Below are 17317 nucleotides of genomic sequence, written 5' to 3'. Positions count from 1 at the left end.
TTTATTTAAATGAACAGCGGAGCAAATACCAGTGCCACTATGGCCATCAACTTGATAAGGATGTTCAAGGAGGGGCCAGATGTATCTTTAAATGGGTCGCCTACGGTATCTCCTATCACTGCAGCGGCATGAGTCTTCGTGCCCTTGCCCCCAAGGTTCCCTGCTTCAATATACTTTTTCGCGTTGTCCCACGCACCGCCAGCATTGGCCATCATAATCGCAAGCAGGAATCCCGTGACGATCGCACCGGTTAAAAGACCTCCTAAAGCCTCGGGGCCAAGAATCAGGCCGACAGTGAGTGGCACTGCTATCGCCAGTATCCCTGGAACGACCATTTCCCTCAAAGCCACGACCGTGCTTATATCTATACATTTCACATAATCCGGCTTTGCCGTTCCCTCCATCAGACCGGGTATCTCTCTAAATTGCCTGCGCACTTCGTTGACGATCTGGGATGCTGCTTTTCCAACCGACTCCATCGTGATTGCAGAGAATAAAAACGGCAACATGCCACCTATGAACACGCCAGCGATGACTGATGGCTTGGTGACGTCTATGCTCTCCAACCCAATTTCCATGCAGTATGCTGAAAGTAGTGCCAGCGCGGTCAAAGCCGCAGAACCTATGGCAAAGCCCTTGCCGATGGCTGCGGTCGTGTTTCCAACTGCATCCAGTGCCTCGGCTCTTTCCCTTATCTTCGGGCCCATTTTCGCCATCTCTGCAATTCCTGCGGCATTATCTGCAACCGGCCCATAGGTATCTGCAGCGAGAGTTATGCCCAGTGTGGAAAGCATGCCAACAGCGGCTATCGCAACTCCATACAATCCAGCAAAATGATAGGCCAGTATGATTGCGAGGCATACCACGATGATCGGGGCGAAGGTGCTGCGCATACCGACCGACATCCCACTGATGATGTTCGTCCCAGCGCCCGTTTGAGAAGATTCCGCAATCCTTTGCACGGGCGCTCTATCAGGCGAAGTATAATGCTCCGTAAAGAGGCCGATCAGGATGCCGGTAATCAAACCCGTAATCGTTGCATAAAACACGCCCACGTCACCCAAAACGGCCATGATGACGATGTATGCCATAATCGTCATGAATACAGCACTCACATATATTCCTTTATTCATTGCGGCACCCAGGTTCGCATCCTTGCCGACTCTCACGAAGAATGTGCCGATGATCGAGGATAGAATTCCTACACCTGCGAGCAAGGGGGGAAGCACCACGGCATTAGGGCCCATATCCCCTGCCAGATATGCGACCAATCCTATCGCCATCGTTGCAATAATTGAACTGACATACGATTCGAATAAATCTGCCCCCATCCCAGCCACATCGCCGACGTTATCTCCGACATTATCGGCTATTACTGCTGGATTTCTCGGGTCGTCTTCTGGAATCCCCTTCTCGACTTTGCCGACCAGGTCAGCGCCGACGTCCGCTGCTTTGGTGAATATCCCGCCGCCGACTCTGGCGAAGAGTGCGATAGAGCTGGCACCGAATCCGAACCCAAACAATATGGCAGGGTCTTCAAATACGTAGTACAGGCTGCTTATGCCCAGCAGACCGAGTCCCACTACCGTTAATCCCATCACTGCGCCGCTTGAAAACGCGAGTTTAAGCCCCTGCCCCAATCCCTCTCTGCACGCATTAGCAGTTCTCGCATTGGATTTGGTAGCGACTCTCATTCCTATGTTTCCTGCCAATGCAGATACAAAAGCCCCGATGACGAACGTCACTGCTATTTCGATGCCTATTGCCACGGCAATCACTGCTGATACAATGACGGTGAAAACGATTAGCGTTTTATATTCCCTGTTCAAAAATGCCATCGCGCCTTCTTGAATCGCATCAGAAAGTTCAATCATCTCTGGCGTTCCAGCATCCTGTTTGAGAACGTTCCGTGCCATAAAGGCGGCGAAGATTAGGCTTGCGATACCAGCGAACAGTGCAAATAATATCAATTCCATCCTATGTCCTCCATAACAGCCGTATAAAAGTCATTTCCACTTCTCACTACTAGTTTATAATGTTTGCTATCATAAGTGAAAAAGATTATATAAACAGGATGCGTTTATAAATAGTTAGGCGAAATTTTTAATAGATGCATTCAAATGCTGTATGGAGATGTTTGCTTATGGAAACAAAAGTAAAGGATTTAACTGTTGAAGAGGCAAGAAGCGATTATAAAGAAGGTAAAGTGAAAGGTCTTGAGGAAATCTTTTGATGTATAAGGTAATATTCACTCAAAGGGCACTAAAAGACTTGGACGACCTCGATAAAGTGATGCAGAACAGAATCGCTGAGAAACTCAAGGAATGCGCTAAACATCTACGATATGCTTGGAACGTTATACGCAATGCCAGAGACCGCCTATCTATTAGGAAACCAAAAGTTTAATTAGGTAGTTTAACTACAGGGTTATTTAGTGGTTTAAATGATATCGAAAAATGTATTAGCAAAAGGTCAGATTGTAATCCCTAAAACAATTCGGGATATTCTAGGGATTAATGTAGGGGATGAAATAGTAATTGACATTGAGAATGAGAAGATAATACTCTCGAAAAAGCGGAATGTAGTAGATGTATTTTTAGAAGTGTGTAAAGAAAGTGCAAGTAAAATATCGATGAAAAAAATTAAAAGAGAATTAGAGACCAGATACGAGGAGGCCTAATTTTGTATATTGATTCCAATATTTTCATTTTTGCTGCGATAGACAAAGAGAAATTGGGACGAAATTGTAGGGAGATTATAAGACTCATAAACAAACAAAGGATTACCTGTGCATCGTCATTTCTCGTAATAGATGAAGTGATGTGGATTTTGAAAAAGAACGTTGGAAAAGATAACGCTATCAAGATTACAAAAGCTATACTTACATTGCCCATAAAATGGATTGAGCTTGATAAATCAGTTATTATTAGAATGGTAGAAATCTATGAAAAAACAACACTTGAACCAAGGGATGCTATCCATTTTTCTTCGATGAAAGAGACAGGCTTATCTACTATAGTAAGTGAAGATAAAGATTTTGATAACGTAGAAGGATTAGAGAAGATAAGTGCATCAAAATGTATTGAGAAATACCATTAAAAAGCAGTCTCTGGCACCCTCCGTTCGCTACGCTTTCCCCAAATTACCTTCAGCAACTTCTTTTCACAAAACGTTATACGCAAGCGAATGTTCCTTCCGATTTCGCCCCTCTTCTCATTCGTTAGCCAGAACCCTATCAAACAGCCACCCATAATCCTGTGGCCTGGTCAAAAACTCCAGTAGCTTCGGGTCTTTCCTGATGAGCCCATATATCTCTTTATTCTTGTCAAGCCCAATATCTGGAAAGTTTGCGGGCTTTAAAAATCGAATTTCGGACACATTATCATAATTTTCGTTCTTGACGAATCCTGCAGTCAGCTCAAAATATGCGGCACCACCCCTCTCTTTTATTGGAGCATATATCGGCGCAAAGTCACAGGCGACCCAGTTGCACATTTTAAGCTCTTTATTGGAGGGATTTATAGTTATATGACCGTAATCCGGAGGGATTATCACTTTATCTCCTTTCTGCGCTCTGATCACTATAACATCTGCGACATACCCATTCTGGCATTTTTGAAGCAAATAGTGCCCCTCTCCGCTTAATATCTCATATGCCTCCGCATATGATATGTTCGCCCCCGACGCCCTGGGATGATAGTGCCCGACCGTCTTTACATATTCGTTGCCCAACATACGTGGCGGAATGACCGTGATGTCATACCTGAGGTTATTTTCTTTTATAATCTGCCCATCTCTAATGCTCAGAGATAAGCCCCTATACATATAGTATACTTCTGGATTTCCCGCCCTTTTTAACCACTCTTTATCGTAAATGACGTCCCTCATGTCATCTAACGTTCTTATGTCGGGTTTTGTCATCGGGGACCTGAAGTTAAAACACATGAATGTCTATGCAATGTACATCGAGGTATCAATCTGTATGCCATCTATTATCTGATACTTGATAAATTGGGTTGGTACCGGGAATATGCCCCGTATTTTGGGTATGAGAAGTCTATTGTATATACATTCGCCGACCCTTTCGGATTCGATATCAAAGATCACATCACACGTATTGCTATGTGCCTCTATGATTTTTTCCTCATAAGCGCCTTTTAAGACATATAAATAGGAGACGCTGTTGGTCTCTTTGGACATTTCATATATCTGGTCAAGCAGTTCTCTTATCCTGCCATGGTCGACATCCAGTTCGAGGAAGAAAGAATATGTGTCGATAATGCAGACGAAATCCTCATCCTGTCTCAATTTCTCAAGTTCATCGGAAAAATATGCAAGAATCGTTTCATCTCTTTTGGAATCGACATTCTTGCGATACTGGTCATATATGTCAATGAAACTTATGTTGTCACTATTCAAACCGAAGCCATTAATATTTTGTTTTACATATTTGGGGGCCCTATCCGTAGCAAAGTAGTATGCCTTTTGTGCAGCAGCAAAATAATACAGAAAAATTTCTGACATTGATTTTGGGCTTGACCTGAAAAGAACCACCGATCCGTTAGGCAGGCCTCCGTCCAGGCGCCTGTCCAGCGCTTGGATGCCGGTGCTCTTTTTCGAGTTCATCTTTGTCACACGCTTTTCCTGTTCTATCTTCATGATTGTCCCCCCCCCTCAAGTTCTTTGCCATATAACTTTTTACAAGTTATATTTAACGCTTATTTAACACTAACATATATGAACATAACGGTTGAAAAACGAGCGCCTAGATGAATAAGAACACCAAATACGCAATACACATCATTACGATTGAATGTTTTAGACCTGATAATACACTGCCTTCACCCATCTGTCCGGCTATCAATCCGGAAAAAAAACCCTGCACTATAACAGCATGAAAAAATATGCGCATAAACATGTCAACATCAAAAGCTCCCATAAGGGATGGGGCGCCGGCATCAGCAGCCCCGACGCCAGCCATCACGGGCAAAAACGCTACAGACATGGTTACGATGACGAATAGAAAAACGAAAAATGCCATATATATGATGACCACATATATGATCATCTGGCCGAGTTGCTCTTCTTCCAGTCTTTGATATGCTACGGCATCTTTTGCTGCTATATCCAGCACGACCTTTGTGTTTCCACTTACTTGATTTGCCTTGACCAATAGCGTTATAACCCGCGACACAGGACCTGACATAATTCTGTTCCCGAGCCGCTTAAATGCATTCTCAACTGTCGTGCCCCATTGTAGGTCATTCCATATCTTTTTCACCTCAGTGGTTAAACTGCCGATGTTCGATTTTGATATCAATTTGATAGATTGAGGCAAGGACATTCCGGTTTCGTTTGCGCTCGCTAGTTTTTTCAAAAAGGTTGGCATTTCGCTTACCAACTTTTTCTGTCTCCGTGATGATGCCTCAAAGAAAGCAGCCAGCGGGAAAATCACCAGGAGCAAGGTGAATATAAAATAGTCGTCCAGTATGCTGACCGCTGTGTCGAGGGTCGTTAACTGTTCCCGGTAAGTGAATGCCACGGCGAGGAGGAGGATTATTCCAATCGGCACGCTTAAATAGAGAGTATAAAAAGGATTTTCTAATATGCCCTTAAATGGGTTACTCAAAAATTTTTTGAATTCTACCGATTTCCTGCCACTTTCAATGCTCTTTAATAATCTCTCTTCTTTAGTCCCTTCCGCCATTTGGACCTTGTACTCATCTACTTCTTCTACATCAAACGGTATAGCACTTATCGCACCCCTGGGATTAAGCATATCGATGATGACGATGAACATACACGAACCGAACGGCAGAGCTGCATAAATCAGTATATACAACATCATCAAATCCCCAGGCCCCATCGCGGCCATAACAAAGAATATTATCACGACAAACAGGGGACCTGCTACGAAGACGGTGACGTATGATTCTGCAATCAATCCCATCATCTCTATGAATCCACGTTGATCTCTGAGTGCCTTTTCTAAGTAATCTTCTGACTTGTCAGATAGATACGCGGTTATGTTGCCACCGCTCTCTATTACCGACAGCAGATTCACGACCAGGTCCTGGAAATTTTCAGAGGGAGATGTGTCGGCTGCATTTTGAATCGCAGTTCTTAAATCCTGTCCGAAAAAGTCCATGTTCCTGACGATTGTGCCCGCTTCTTTCGCCGCCTCTCCATATATCGTGGACTCGCTCAACGACCTGAATATATCGAGGATATTCATTCCGCCTCGACTGAGTGCATACATAAACGTGACGGCATACGGAAGTTCTCGGTCAATTTTGATCTTTCTCTCGCCGGCAACAAACTGTGGCATCAGCCTCATAATCATATATGTCGCGCCTCCTACTATGGTGGCTAATGTAACCATTAGAAAGAGGGCTAAAAAGACCGCTCTATACTCCAGCATCCACCAGAGTGCAGGTGGTAATCCGACTATGATGGCAGGGGGTAGGATGGCGGGGGGCAAACCAACCAGATGTATAACGATGATGACAAGCGTCAGACCGATGACGGCCCCAAGGAAACCCAGGATCAGCGAATATAACCTCGCTTTCGCAACATATACGTCCCATGAAACAGGGATGCGTGCCTGCCTCAAACTTCGCTCCAAGGAGTAGTACTTTTCCATCTCCAGCCTTGAACCAAATATACGAAATGCTAATTTGCTGATCGCATCCATTATGATTGCCTCAAAGGGTTTTATCCGCTATCTTCTTCATCAGTTTTTTGGAGTCGATATAGTACGCCTGTATAATTTTTATAATTCCTCTGTGGTCTTTTATTCCTTTTTCGAGCACATATTCGAGGACGGTTTGCCTATTTTCCAATTCCCTACACAACTCTTTTTTGTTCCACCCTTTCCGTTGTTGAATTTCTGCTAAAACAAGTGATTCACCAGTTTTTTCAAAATTATCAGCAATGGGGTTCCACACAAAAATATCTGTTGTTTGTATCTTTTTCGTGGTAGGGTCGATATCCGTTATCTCTGCGATTCTGTCTGCACGTCGAACACGTTTCTCGCCGATGTATACCTGAATCTGGATGGACGCAATATCCAGTACCTGCAACATCGTCCTTGGGACGTTGATGGGTTCGTTCTCCAGCCGATAAATCACAGACGGCACCGAGTCTGCATGCATAGTCGAGAACGTAGTATGTCCTGTGGACATGGCCTGGAATAATACAAGCGCCTCCTTGCCCCTGACCTCTCCCACGAGGAGGTATTCTGGTCGCTGCCGCAGTGCAGCCCTCAACAGTTCGTACATGTCGATTTTGCTGATCTCTCCACCAGTGAACGATTCTCTTGTTACTTGAGCAATCCAGTTTGGGTGGGGCAACTTTAATTCCCTGGTATCTTCCAATGTGACGATTTTTGACTTCGGCGGGATGAACAGGCAGACCGCATTCAATGACGATGTCTTTCCAGAAGCAGTGCCTCCTGCAAATATCAGGCTTTTATTGTTCTCTATACATAGCCAGAAATACGCCATCATCTCTGACGAGAAAGTATTCCAGCTTATGAGGTCGATAGGCGTGATAGGAATCTCCTGAAACTTTCTAATCGTGAACGTGCTGCCTTTTGTAGATACTTCTTTTCCAAGCGTCATCTGGATACGGGACCCGTCGATCATTGTCGCATCGATCATCGGGTCTGCGATGGATATATGTTTCCCACATTGTTGTGCAAGCCTGACCACGAATGAGTACAGCTCATCTTCATCGAAGATTATATTCGTCTCTATGTTTTCATAGTTCTTATGATACAGGAATACTGGGGCACCTGGCCCGTTACACGATATGTCTTCGATAAAAGCGTCATTCATCAGCGGATGTATCCTTCCAACTTTCAGGTAATTCCTTCGTATGAAATACAAAATTTTAATGAAGGTTTTTAAGTCCACATCTTCCATATAATTCATCATGAGTTCTTTTATTTTGTCGCTCAGCACTTTTTCTTTGTCTACTGTTTTATCGACATCTTCGACTATCAATACATCCTGCAGTCGTGCATGCAGTTCTTCCAGTAGCTCTTTCTCAAAAGGAGTAAGTGCAGGCTCAACGACATAGTACAGATATTCATTCTTTTTATCATCATATAGAATTGTGACAAATGCATAGGGTTCGTCCACCCAGTACCTTTCGGCTTCTTTATAGCCCTCCTTCCCTTCAAAGATGGCGATTGGGCCATATTTTTCAGGGTCGTACTTTTCGACCATAACCTCCTTGGGGGTTTTGCCCATTATGTCATCTAAAATTCCGACCCGTTTTCTCAAGTTATCTAAAAGTTCCATCTTCCATCTCCGCATGGCAATGGTTTATTCATATCGTTACATATACATTATGGTTAGATGGTTATATAATATCACATCATTCTTAAATATTAAGAACGAGATAATTTATATAGGGGGTTGATGGAGTGAATCGCAGCAGAAGGTTTCAACATGCCGATGATGCAGTTTCTTCCGTAGTGGGGATGATATTGATCCTCGCGATCGCAACGGCGATGATTGCCACAATTTATGCAGTGGGCATACCAGCGATAGATGCCGCCAGACACACTGTACACATGCAGAGCATACAGAACCACATGGGAATCCTCCAGTCAGATATAGGTGATTTAAAGGGCCCACTTGTAGGAGTTGGGCCGTCAAGACGCACCGCGATGCATATGGGCGGAGGAGCGATTACGATAATGCCCGATGCTCCAAATACTACGATACAGGTGAATTTTGGGAACACAACCGGCACTCATAATGTATTCAACACCTCCCTAAGAGTTGGAAATATCGAATGCACACTGCGGGACGATTCAGTAGTATTTGAGAATGGAGCTGTGATAGTTAGGTTTGCCCATGGCATACCCATAATGACCTCACAGCCAGATAATATGTTCATAACGCCTGCAGGTGGGACTAACATATCGATACATCTGCGCATGGTCAATCTCACCGGCCCCCTCTCCTCGGTGGGCGGCGCCGGCGTTGTATCTGTCGATTCGAGATTTGTCGGATTTGATAGAAATATCCGAAATCATCCCGTGGCGACAACTCTCAATAGAAACGTCACGATTACGATAACCAGTGAATACCATCAGGCGTGGGCGAGATTCTTCGAGGATGAATTAATCGGGGCTGGATTAATCAGAACTGGATTGGGCGCTGGCACAGGCTTTCAGATTCACACGACTGGAAATGTGGTTACAATAGGAATTCACGGCAAAACAGCTGGTGATGATATTCACCTTTCAGTTCACGAAACCATCATAGGGTCATCGGTGAGATAAATGATGAAACTTCTTCACGACACATCCGCAGTGGTCGTCCCGCTTAGTTATCTCATGTCCTTCATCATCGTCATGACGCTTCTGACAACCGTGGTCCTGTCTTTTCAGGGGATGGTCGACGGCACCGCCAGATTTGGATTCGCCGACGTCGGGAGCGATATTGCGGGCACTATCACAGACATGCGTCTTGCCGTCAATGTGAGCGGTAATGGAACTGTGACGAGAGTGGTGGATATCCCCTCACAAGTGGGAGGGGTTTCATATGTCATACGAACAAACCCCACCATATTGGCTCCAGGGACCACCACCCAGGCGATTTTACTCACTGCAAGGGGTACGGACGTTTACATTCCACTCAACAATATGGAGCCTGACGTTCGCATAACAGGAGAGGTTCCCAGCGGCATGGAACAGGTCATAGTAAAATATGACATAACCAACAGGACAATCACTTTGAGGTGAACTATCTTGATTCGAAAAACCGATATTCGAGATGATAGGGGCATTATCAACATAGACCTCGTCATTGCCGTATCGGTCTTTATGCTCGCCTTCTTCTTTATATTCCATACTTTAGCAGGTGCAGTTATGCCCTACACGGCCGAGTATAACAGAATATATCCAATTTCAAGTCGAGTTACAGATATCCTGGTGAAGGACCCTGGGCTATGGGATAATGGAACGAACTGGGAGACTGTATGGCGCACAAATCAATCGGCGGTGAGACGAATAGGCTTCGCAGTTGACGCTGAGAGGCATAATGTCCTCAACAGCTCCAAGATAGATGGGCTGATGGTAAACCACACTGTTGCAGGGAATCTGACCTGGTGGGAGTACCCAGTGGATGGTACGGGAGCTGGTGAGCTGCGAAATGCGACCAGAGCTATTGGACTAGAGGGACTTAGATTCTACCTGCAGATACGCCCGGTTAATGACAGTGCCTATAACTTTGCCAAAGCTGATGCCAACATTACAAAGGTCGTCCCCCTTACAGGCGACGTAGTTCAAATCGAAAGGGTCGCACTACTGCCCCAACCTGGCAGGGTGGATGGATATCAGATACTTCTGTGGGTATGGTGGTGAGATGAGCATTCGAAGAGATGATGCGGGTCAGATGTACACGATAGAGGCAGTGCTTGCCGTCAGCATGATGATCGCCGCCCTCTACATAGTGATGGCCACTACTCCAGTAGATATCACACCGAGGCAGGATTTCGCCGAAGTCCAGTTGAAACACTATGGCAGGGACGTGCTCACGCTCTTATCATACAGGGATGCAGATATAGTTGTGGGCTTGCTTGAGTATAGGTTGTATAGAGAGCATAGCCCCAGGCCGCCGCCCGGTAAGTGGGCGCACGATGTGAACGTAACAGATATAAGAACAGCAGATGGCAAGAATTGGACGACCAGGTATTTATATATCAATCATGACAGGGCAGGAGAAAATCTTACTACGAGGTTCAAATTATGGGATACGAGAGATAACAGATGGAAAAATCCCGCTGATATTATCGGCGGCCGCCTTTCCGTCGTTGAATATTTTGGTGTTGATGGCGGTGCTGTGAGGGATAGCCCAAACAATATCTTCACTTTCAGACATAGAGTAGGTATAACCAATTATACCATAAACATGGTCTGGTTTGAGGATGGTAGGGGAGGAGTTTCCACTCCTGTCTTGGTCTGGGTAGATAAAAAACCAGAAGGGAGAGATGGTTCGTTCAATATCACCAAGCCAAAGCTTACCGGAGAACAGGAGCTGTTGCAGTACGTAGTGATTGGTAGGGGTGGCACCATAGAGACGATGTTGAGGGAGAGAGTGAGGCCTGACAGATGGGATGCGTTGGGTATAAGGGGGAGAGACATCTATACAACAAGGGATATACCAACAAGGGATAGACCTACTACGGTGGATAGAGTAGTTACCATAAAACTTATCGGTAACAACACACTTGAATTCAAGTTTCACGATGGAGCAAGGGGTGGATATGCAATATGGGCAATAGATTCCGATCCAAGGAGGGGGCCCAATATTCATTCACACCCAATATTCGTCTGTGTCGGCAGACCAGGTCTGGCGCCAGGTGCAGAACTTAGCCCGCTCGAGGCGGCACTCAGGGGATTCATCAACCTCACCAAGCTGAACAACATTCTTCGCAGTTATATCCCGGAGAATGTCGAGTATAACCTGCATTTCTCCAACAGCACAGGAGAAATCGTTCAGATGAGAATCATCAATGGAATTCCTGCCCCGGGAGCGATTACAGTGACCGTGCCTGTATTTGTAACGGCCGAGGTTTATATGGCGAGATTGGTGTTGTGGTATAAGTAAAACATCGTCAAACCCACACAATTTCGACTTCGCTGACATCACCAAACTCTGAATCACCTGTCACGATTTTACATTCTGCTGAGACAGCAGTGGCAAGGCAGAAGGCATCTCCAAGGGCAAAAGAATATTTCATCTTGAACCTGCCTGCTTCTCTTGCAATCTCAACATCTGGTGGCATGAATTCTATGTTTAGTTTTGTAAACCACGTGAACTTCTCGTCCGCGTGCTCCTCTCCCCTCCGCCTCAATATAATGTTATAGACCTCTGCTGCGTTCACCGTACTCATGACCTTCTGCCCATCCCCGGATATTATCCTCTTCACCTTGTCTGCGCCATCTCCACCCTGAATCAGACTGATGATCGCATACGAATCCAAGCAGTGTTTCATGCTTTGAGCCCCATGAGTCGCTCATCTCTTCTTTTTTCCTCTTCATCCAATTCCCGCATCAGCTCTTTCGTCGATGCCCCGAGATTCAGGCATCCAGCTAATGCCTCCAAGGGGTCTTCTGGAATCCTGATGATCTTGATTACACCATCTCTCTCTATTATCTCAACCTCTGATCCCTTCTCCAATGACAGCTTCTCCCTAATGCACTTGGGTATCACTATCTGCCCTTTAGAACTTACCATAGTAGTAGTCATTCTTACTCACAGTATATTACTTAAGACTAAAGTTATTTAAGGCTTACCATTGATGACAAAATAATCAGCAAGAAGTGCCATTGCAGGAGATATGGAAACACAACCCTTTTTAACTTGTGACAGTTTACTATAAATTGGTACAAATGATGAAAGATGAGCAGGGACAAATTATTCTACTTGCGGGCTTCATTTTGGCAGTAGGCATCATCTCCTTCAGCATAGTTCTTCATACAGCTGCATTTGCAGGTCATCGGACCATAGAACAGGAAACCTGCGATGTAAACTTTGATTTTAAACGCATGAAAGACACATACGGAACCATCTTGAGGGATGTCTCACGTGCTGGTACAAAAAATCCGTTCGTCATCCCACAACTAACTAACCTAACCGCCCATGAAAACCAAATAATCGGGGTATATGCATCGGAGGGATATTCGGTTATATTCGTGCACGGGAGATATGACTCTGGTGCGAGAACAGCGACGGTACAAATAATATTTTCAGACGGCGAGACGACATATACCGAGACCGTGACCTATAAGCTTGGTTAAATGGCGATAATCTCATGAATCAAATGGACCTACTTTTGAAATTGAAGAGGGTACAAGACCATATCCTTAGAGGGAGTATGTCAGCATTAATTAAATTTGTCCTTCCCTTTCACATTGCAGCTGGAGTAATCTTCATTATGTATCTAACGTTGGATGAGGGCATCTTTGCCAAGGTAATCGTCATGATGACTGCTTATGTTATCCCGCCGGCTGGAAAAGAATCCGTGATTCCCATCGCTGTTGTTGCTGACGTTCACCCTGCTCTCGCTGCATCTTCCATTGCGTTCATCGATATCGTAACCGCACTATTTCTCGTATGGAACTTTGACCATCTCAAGAGGGTTCCAGTACTCGGAGAGACCATTGCAAATATGGAGAGGAGGGGTGGGATACTTTTAGAAGAACACTCCCGGATGAGGCGATTTGCCTTTACAGGTATCGTCATTCTTGTGATTATACCATTTCAGGGAACTGGAGCGGTTATGGCGTCAATTATTGGACGCATAATAGGTATGGACCCGTATAAGGTGTTCATTGCAATTACCATAGGTGCGCTGGTGGGATGTTTTGCCATAGCGTATTTTATCGACGTTATAATGCTCCTTGTTTAGGTCATTCTCTTTGAGAATGACCGTTTAAAGGATTGCATAAGCAATCTTTGTTTAAAAGATTGCATAAGCAATCTTTGTTTAAAGGACTATATCTATGTCGAGCTCCTCTGCCAACTCCTTATACCTGTTTCTGATGGTTACTTCAGTCACGCCTGCCACATCTGCCACTTCTCTCTGCGTTTTGCGTTCTCCGCAAAGAATGGATGCGATATATATCGCGGCTGCTGCGACCCCCGTGGGACCTCTCCCTGACGTCAGCTCCCTCTCTGCAGCATGGCGCAAGATTTCAACTGCCTTGGACTGCACCTCACCTTTGAGATTTAATCCAGAGGTAAATCGCGATACATAGTCAATTGGAGACGTCGGCATGAGTTTGAGTTTAAGCTCTCTGGATACGAATCGATACGTTCGCCCTATCTCCTTTCTGCTCACCCTCGACACCTCTGCGATCTCGTCCAGCGTTCTTGGCACGGAACTCATCCGGCACGAGGAATACAATGCGGCTGCAGCAACTCCCTCGATGCTGCGCCCCCTGATTAAATTTTTCTCCACCGCTTTACGGTAGATAATCGCGGCAGACTCTCTGATGTTTCTTGGCATACCCAGTGCTGATGCCATTCGGTCCAACTCCGATAACGCAAATGCGAGATTTCGTTCGGTCGCATTGTTCACCCTGATTCTGCGCTGCCATTTTCTCAGCCGATATAACTGTGCCCTGTTTTTCGATGATACTGACTTGCCACATGAATCTCTGTTCCGCCAGTCGATCATCGTGCTCAAACCCTTGTCGTGAATCGTATACGTCATTGGCGCCCCCACTCTGGAACGCTTCATTCGCTGGTCATGATCGAAGGCCCGCCACTCGGGCCCCATATCGATACAATCCTCTTCAAGTACAAGTCCGCACTCGCTGCATACAAGTTCTGCTCTCTCGTAATCGTGCACGAGTTGGGAGCTGTTACATTCCGAGCACTGCATTTTAGCCTCTTCATACTCTCTCCGTTCCTCGCGTGAGTCGGAAATCGAAGATTTCCCGACTGTCTGAAACTCTGTTGGAGTTTCGACTTGTTGAGACTCTACAGGGCTATCTTTGATTACTCTAATCTTCTTTTCGACTTCCTCGGCTGCCTTTATCTCTTCCATATCATACACCTTTTTGCATTATAATGAATAAACTCGCTGGCCTTTCAGCGCACATGCATCGGACATACTGATGCCATCATAAAGTCTGATGGAGATATATGGATGTCTTACGGGTCCAAAAACGTCATATATCCTTCCGATTCTTTTCATATTGTTCATTACTACCACTGATTCCAACTTTGGCATCTTATCGTCGGACTCGCCCCGTACAATCAAGCCCTTATGACCCAATAGATGAAGAACCGTACCTAATCTTTTCAATGCATATCGACCTCTTTAAAAATAGGATATCTAATTAATAGTAGAACAAAAAGGTGACTTTTAGTATATAATACTTTCGCAAGACTTATAATAGTCTCAACATTTGTAATCGAAGGCAGTGCCCTTGACCGTCTTCGCCCCAAGGGACTTCAACAGTTTAAGAGGATTGGCTCCTGTCGCCTTATCCGCATCATTTTTATCCAGTCCCGCCGCCATCGCAATATCGACCGCCTTCTTCTTCGTAATCAAGTCGGTCGGACTGTGTGCATCCGAATTTACCACCAGCATCGCACCGGCTTCGTTGGCAATTTTTGCGACATAGCCGTTTGTCATGCAGTGTCCCTGACGCGACGTGATCTCAAGATATACTTCATTATCTCGTGCTATTTCGGCATCCTCAATCGAGATGAATCCTGGGTGAGACAATATGTCCACATCCCCCAGACGAACTGCTGCGCTGTTGGTCCCAGGTGCAACCGGCTCCATCATGGTTTCTCCATGTATTACAATCAGTTCTGCTCCAAGCTGTTTTGCTTTGGTCACCAATTTTTCAATCTTAGCAGGAGGTATGTGAGTAATCTCGACTCCAATTACGACCCGTATATTCATTTCTCCTTCGAGGTTCATCTTTTTCAGGTTGGTCAGGACATATTCTACATTGGAAAAGTCAACATGGTCAGTGAGTCCGATTGCCGCATATCCTTGAACTACTGCTCGGCGCACTAACTCGGCAGGTATCAGTTCTCCATCGCTAAAAGTCGTATGAGAATGTAAATCAATCATGATTGGGTACATTTACCGCAAAAGTTATAAGTGTTCCTTTTGGTATTGCTATCATAAAGTGAAAGTCGATGAGTAGTAATATACAGCGAGTGGTGCTCGATGTCTTGAAGCCCCATCAACCATTAATGATGGACCTGGCAAAAAGCCTGTGTGAATTGAAAGGAGTGACTGGAGTCAATCTAAGCCTATATGAAGTTGATCAGAAAACGGAGAACATTAAGATTACCATCAAGGGAATCGATATAAACTATTCTGCGATAAAATCAACTATCGAAAATCATGGTGCGGTGATTCACAGTATCGATGAAGTAGCAGCTGGAAAAGAATTAATAGAGGGAGTCGAGACGCCACAAGATCGGTAAGTCTATTTCTTTCTCGATTTATTGACCTCGTTTGCTATTTTCTTTGCGATCAGGGATTTAGGACCTTTGTAATCTATGATTACCCGTCCGCTGGTCTCCCATGCTGATTTAGGATATGCCTTATCTGGCTCTATTTCTGGATAGAGACCTAGCATTTCAGCAGCCCTTTTGATTTCATCCAGTTCTGGCGATGAGATGGAATCTTTTTTTGAAATAATCCTGCCCTGGCTCCTGGACTTGGTCCCATCGACGTATGCAGGCCAGATGACCATTTTTCCCTTATTTTGCATAAACTATACATCGCATTTTTATTACTCTTAAACTTATGTAGGTTGACATAGATAATCACTACTTGGAGGATAAAATGAAGGCGACGGCAATAGCACATCCAATGCAGGCATTGCTCAAGTATCACGGCCTTATAGATAAAGAATTGCGAATTCCGTTCCACGACAGCATCTCCGTCAATGTCGATGCACTCCATACAAAGACGACGGTAGAGTTTGGCGATTTCGAGCAGGACATCGTTATGATGAACGGTAAAGAGATGGTGGAAGGGGGAGCGGCACTCCGGAGATGTCTGAGGGTCATAGATAGGGTACGGGAATTGGCAGAGCTCACAGAGAGATGCAGGGCAGTATCTGAGAACAGTTTAAGTTATAGTGAGGCGAAAGGTTTGGGCTTCTCATCGGCTGGTGGAGCCGCACTTGCAGGAGCCGCATTTAAGGCAGCGAACCTGGACGAGAGATATGGATGGGACCTTAAAATCATATCCAGAATAGCGAGGAGGCTCGCCGGGTCCGCATCCAGAAGTGTCGCAGGCGAATATGCGCGCTGGTATACTGGAAAAGACGATGAAAGTTCGTATGCAGAAAAGATAGCCACCAAATCTGATTTGGATATGGGAATACTGATAGTTCCAGTACCTTCAGATATCCGAACAGAAGATGTGCATTCGGATGTAACCACATCGCCGTTCTTCGAGGCACGTATCAAGAGCGCCAATATGCGAATCGGAGAAATGGAAACCGCAATCAAAGCAGGTAATCTGGAAAAGGTTGCGCATTTGGTAGAAATAGACTCACTTGAATTACACGGACTGACGATGACAGGAAAACATGGGTTGATTGCATATAAACCAGAGAGCATTCAGGTTATCACAGAGGTCAGAAAGATGCGCCAAGAGGGCATTCCAGCGTATTTTTCGATGCAAACAGGACCATCGGTGTTCATCAATACCTATCCAGAGCGCATACCAGAGGTACAGGAGCGGATAGGCTCCTTGGGGCTTAAGACCATTCGTACAGGGATTGGAGATGGGGTTAGGATAGTATAAT

Annotated in this window: 22 protein-coding genes; 11 read left to right on the top strand and 11 right to left on the bottom strand. The window is 45.1% G+C overall.

Going from position 1 to position 17317, the window contains the following annotated elements; genetic code table 11:
• Positions 1-5: 5 nt before the first annotated feature.
• A complete protein-coding gene (locus BME93_05435) occupies positions 6-1976 on the bottom strand; it encodes a sodium-translocating pyrophosphatase (GenBank protein ID ATZ61510.2) in 1971 nt (656 codons plus the stop codon).
• 256 nt (positions 1977-2232) lie between these two features.
• Here BME93_05435 and BME93_05430 point away from each other — a divergent pair, with 256 nt between their 5' ends.
• Genes BME93_05430 through BME93_05420 form a run of 3 tightly spaced genes read left to right on the top strand, consistent with a single transcriptional unit; the run spans position 2233 to position 3099 of the window.
• Positions 2233-2406, top strand: coding sequence for a hypothetical protein (locus BME93_05430; protein ID ATZ61509.2), 174 nt, complete (start codon positions 2233-2235; stop codon positions 2404-2406).
• A 37-nt stretch (positions 2407-2443) separates the two neighbouring features.
• Entirely contained in the window at positions 2444-2680 is a 237-nt protein-coding gene (locus BME93_05425; GenBank protein ID ATZ61508.2) for an AbrB/MazE/SpoVT family DNA-binding domain-containing protein, read from the top strand.
• Between the two features lie 2 nt (positions 2681-2682).
• A complete protein-coding gene (locus BME93_05420; GenBank protein ID ATZ61507.2) occupies positions 2683-3099 on the top strand; it encodes a type II toxin-antitoxin system VapC family toxin in 417 nt (138 codons plus the stop codon).
• A gap of 114 nt (positions 3100-3213) precedes the next feature.
• On the opposite strand, the gene BME93_05415 is transcribed toward BME93_05420, so the two are convergent.
• The 4 genes from BME93_05415 to BME93_05400 form a co-directional block, all read right to left on the bottom strand.
• Positions 3214-3921, bottom strand: coding sequence for a glucose-6-phosphate isomerase family protein (locus BME93_05415; GenBank protein ID ATZ61506.2), 708 nt, complete (start codon positions 3919-3921; stop codon positions 3214-3216).
• A 30-nt stretch (positions 3922-3951) separates the two neighbouring features.
• Positions 3952-4659, bottom strand: a complete 708-nt coding sequence (locus BME93_05410) for an RAD55 family ATPase (GenBank protein ID ATZ61505.2) — start codon at positions 4657-4659, stop codon at positions 3952-3954.
• A 106-nt stretch (positions 4660-4765) separates the two neighbouring features.
• Positions 4766-6694, bottom strand: coding sequence for a type II secretion system F family protein (locus tag BME93_05405; protein ID ATZ61504.2), 1929 nt, complete (start codon positions 6692-6694; stop codon positions 4766-4768).
• Positions 6695-6704: 10 nt separating this feature from the next.
• Entirely contained in the window at positions 6705-8306 is a 1602-nt protein-coding gene (locus BME93_05400; GenBank protein ID ATZ61503.2) for a type II/IV secretion system ATPase subunit, read from the bottom strand.
• Positions 8307-8431: 125 nt separating this feature from the next.
• Here BME93_05400 and BME93_05395 point away from each other — a divergent pair, with 125 nt between their 5' ends.
• The 4 genes from BME93_05395 to BME93_05380 are packed head-to-tail and all read left to right on the top strand — an operon-like array spanning position 8432 to position 11627.
• Positions 8432-9298, top strand: coding sequence for a hypothetical protein (locus BME93_05395; protein ID ATZ61502.2), 867 nt, complete (start codon positions 8432-8434; stop codon positions 9296-9298).
• The gene (locus BME93_05390) at positions 9299-9760 is read left to right on the top strand and encodes a hypothetical protein (protein ATZ61501.2); all 462 of its coding nucleotides are present in this window, start codon (positions 9299-9301) and stop codon (positions 9758-9760) included.
• A 6-nt stretch (positions 9761-9766) separates the two neighbouring features.
• On the top strand, positions 9767-10381 hold the full coding sequence (locus BME93_05385; protein ATZ61500.2) for a hypothetical protein: 615 nt from the start codon (positions 9767-9769) through the stop codon (positions 10379-10381).
• Position 10382: 1 nt separating this feature from the next.
• Positions 10383-11627 (top strand): hypothetical protein, encoded by a 1245-nt coding sequence (locus BME93_05380; GenBank protein ID ATZ61499.2) that lies wholly within the window; start codon positions 10383-10385, stop codon positions 11625-11627.
• A 7-nt stretch (positions 11628-11634) separates the two neighbouring features.
• Here BME93_05380 and BME93_05375 read toward each other — a convergent pair whose 3' ends face one another.
• Positions 11635-12015 carry a type II toxin-antitoxin system VapC family toxin gene (locus tag BME93_05375; GenBank protein ATZ61498.2) on the bottom strand — a complete coding sequence of 127 codons (381 nt, stop codon included), beginning with the start codon at positions 12013-12015 and terminating at the stop codon, positions 11635-11637.
• Positions 12012-12269, bottom strand: coding sequence for an AbrB/MazE/SpoVT family DNA-binding domain-containing protein (locus BME93_05370; GenBank protein ID ATZ61497.2), 258 nt, complete (start codon positions 12267-12269; stop codon positions 12012-12014). Before BME93_05370 ends, BME93_05375 begins: the two co-directional genes overlap by 4 nt.
• A gap of 143 nt (positions 12270-12412) precedes the next feature.
• Between BME93_05370 and BME93_05365 the strand changes: the two genes are divergently transcribed.
• Positions 12413-12820 (top strand): hypothetical protein, encoded by a 408-nt coding sequence (locus tag BME93_05365; GenBank protein ID ATZ61496.2) that lies wholly within the window; start codon positions 12413-12415, stop codon positions 12818-12820.
• A gap of 137 nt (positions 12821-12957) precedes the next feature.
• The gene (locus BME93_05360) at positions 12958-13431 is read left to right on the top strand and encodes a small multi-drug export protein (protein ID ATZ61495.2); all 474 of its coding nucleotides are present in this window, start codon (positions 12958-12960) and stop codon (positions 13429-13431) included.
• A gap of 78 nt (positions 13432-13509) precedes the next feature.
• Here BME93_05360 and BME93_05355 read toward each other — a convergent pair whose 3' ends face one another.
• The 3 genes from BME93_05355 to BME93_05345 form a co-directional block, all read right to left on the bottom strand.
• Positions 13510-14574: a transcription initiation factor IIB gene (locus BME93_05355; protein ID ATZ61494.2), complete on the bottom strand. Its 1065-nt coding sequence runs from the start codon at positions 14572-14574 to the stop codon at positions 13510-13512.
• A gap of 18 nt (positions 14575-14592) precedes the next feature.
• Positions 14593-14835, bottom strand: coding sequence for a Gar1/Naf1 family protein (locus BME93_05350; GenBank protein ID ATZ61493.2), 243 nt, complete (start codon positions 14833-14835; stop codon positions 14593-14595).
• A 96-nt stretch (positions 14836-14931) separates the two neighbouring features.
• Positions 14932-15618 carry a histidinol phosphate phosphatase domain-containing protein gene (locus tag BME93_05345; protein ATZ61492.2) on the bottom strand — a complete coding sequence of 229 codons (687 nt, stop codon included), beginning with the start codon at positions 15616-15618 and terminating at the stop codon, positions 14932-14934.
• A 68-nt stretch (positions 15619-15686) separates the two neighbouring features.
• Between BME93_05345 and BME93_05340 the strand changes: the two genes are divergently transcribed.
• Positions 15687-15980, top strand: coding sequence for a DUF211 domain-containing protein (locus BME93_05340; protein ATZ61491.2), 294 nt, complete (start codon positions 15687-15689; stop codon positions 15978-15980).
• A 2-nt stretch (positions 15981-15982) separates the two neighbouring features.
• On the opposite strand, the gene BME93_05335 is transcribed toward BME93_05340, so the two are convergent.
• Positions 15983-16270, bottom strand: coding sequence for a signal recognition particle protein Srp19 (locus BME93_05335; protein ATZ61490.2), 288 nt, complete (start codon positions 16268-16270; stop codon positions 15983-15985).
• Positions 16271-16344: 74 nt separating this feature from the next.
• Here BME93_05335 and mvaD point away from each other — a divergent pair, with 74 nt between their 5' ends.
• Positions 16345-17316 (top strand): diphosphomevalonate decarboxylase, encoded by a 972-nt coding sequence (mvaD, locus tag BME93_05330; GenBank protein ATZ61489.2) that lies wholly within the window; start codon positions 16345-16347, stop codon positions 17314-17316.
• The last annotated feature ends 1 nt before the right edge of the window (position 17317 follow it).

It is taken from the genome of Methanosarcinales archaeon Met12 (genome assembly GCA_002813105.2).
Taxonomy (GTDB): Archaea; Halobacteriota; UBA148; order UBA148; family JAJOKI01; genus JAJOKI01.
Note: the sequence above shows the minus strand (reverse complement) of the source record. Positions and strands in the feature narration are given on the sequence as shown.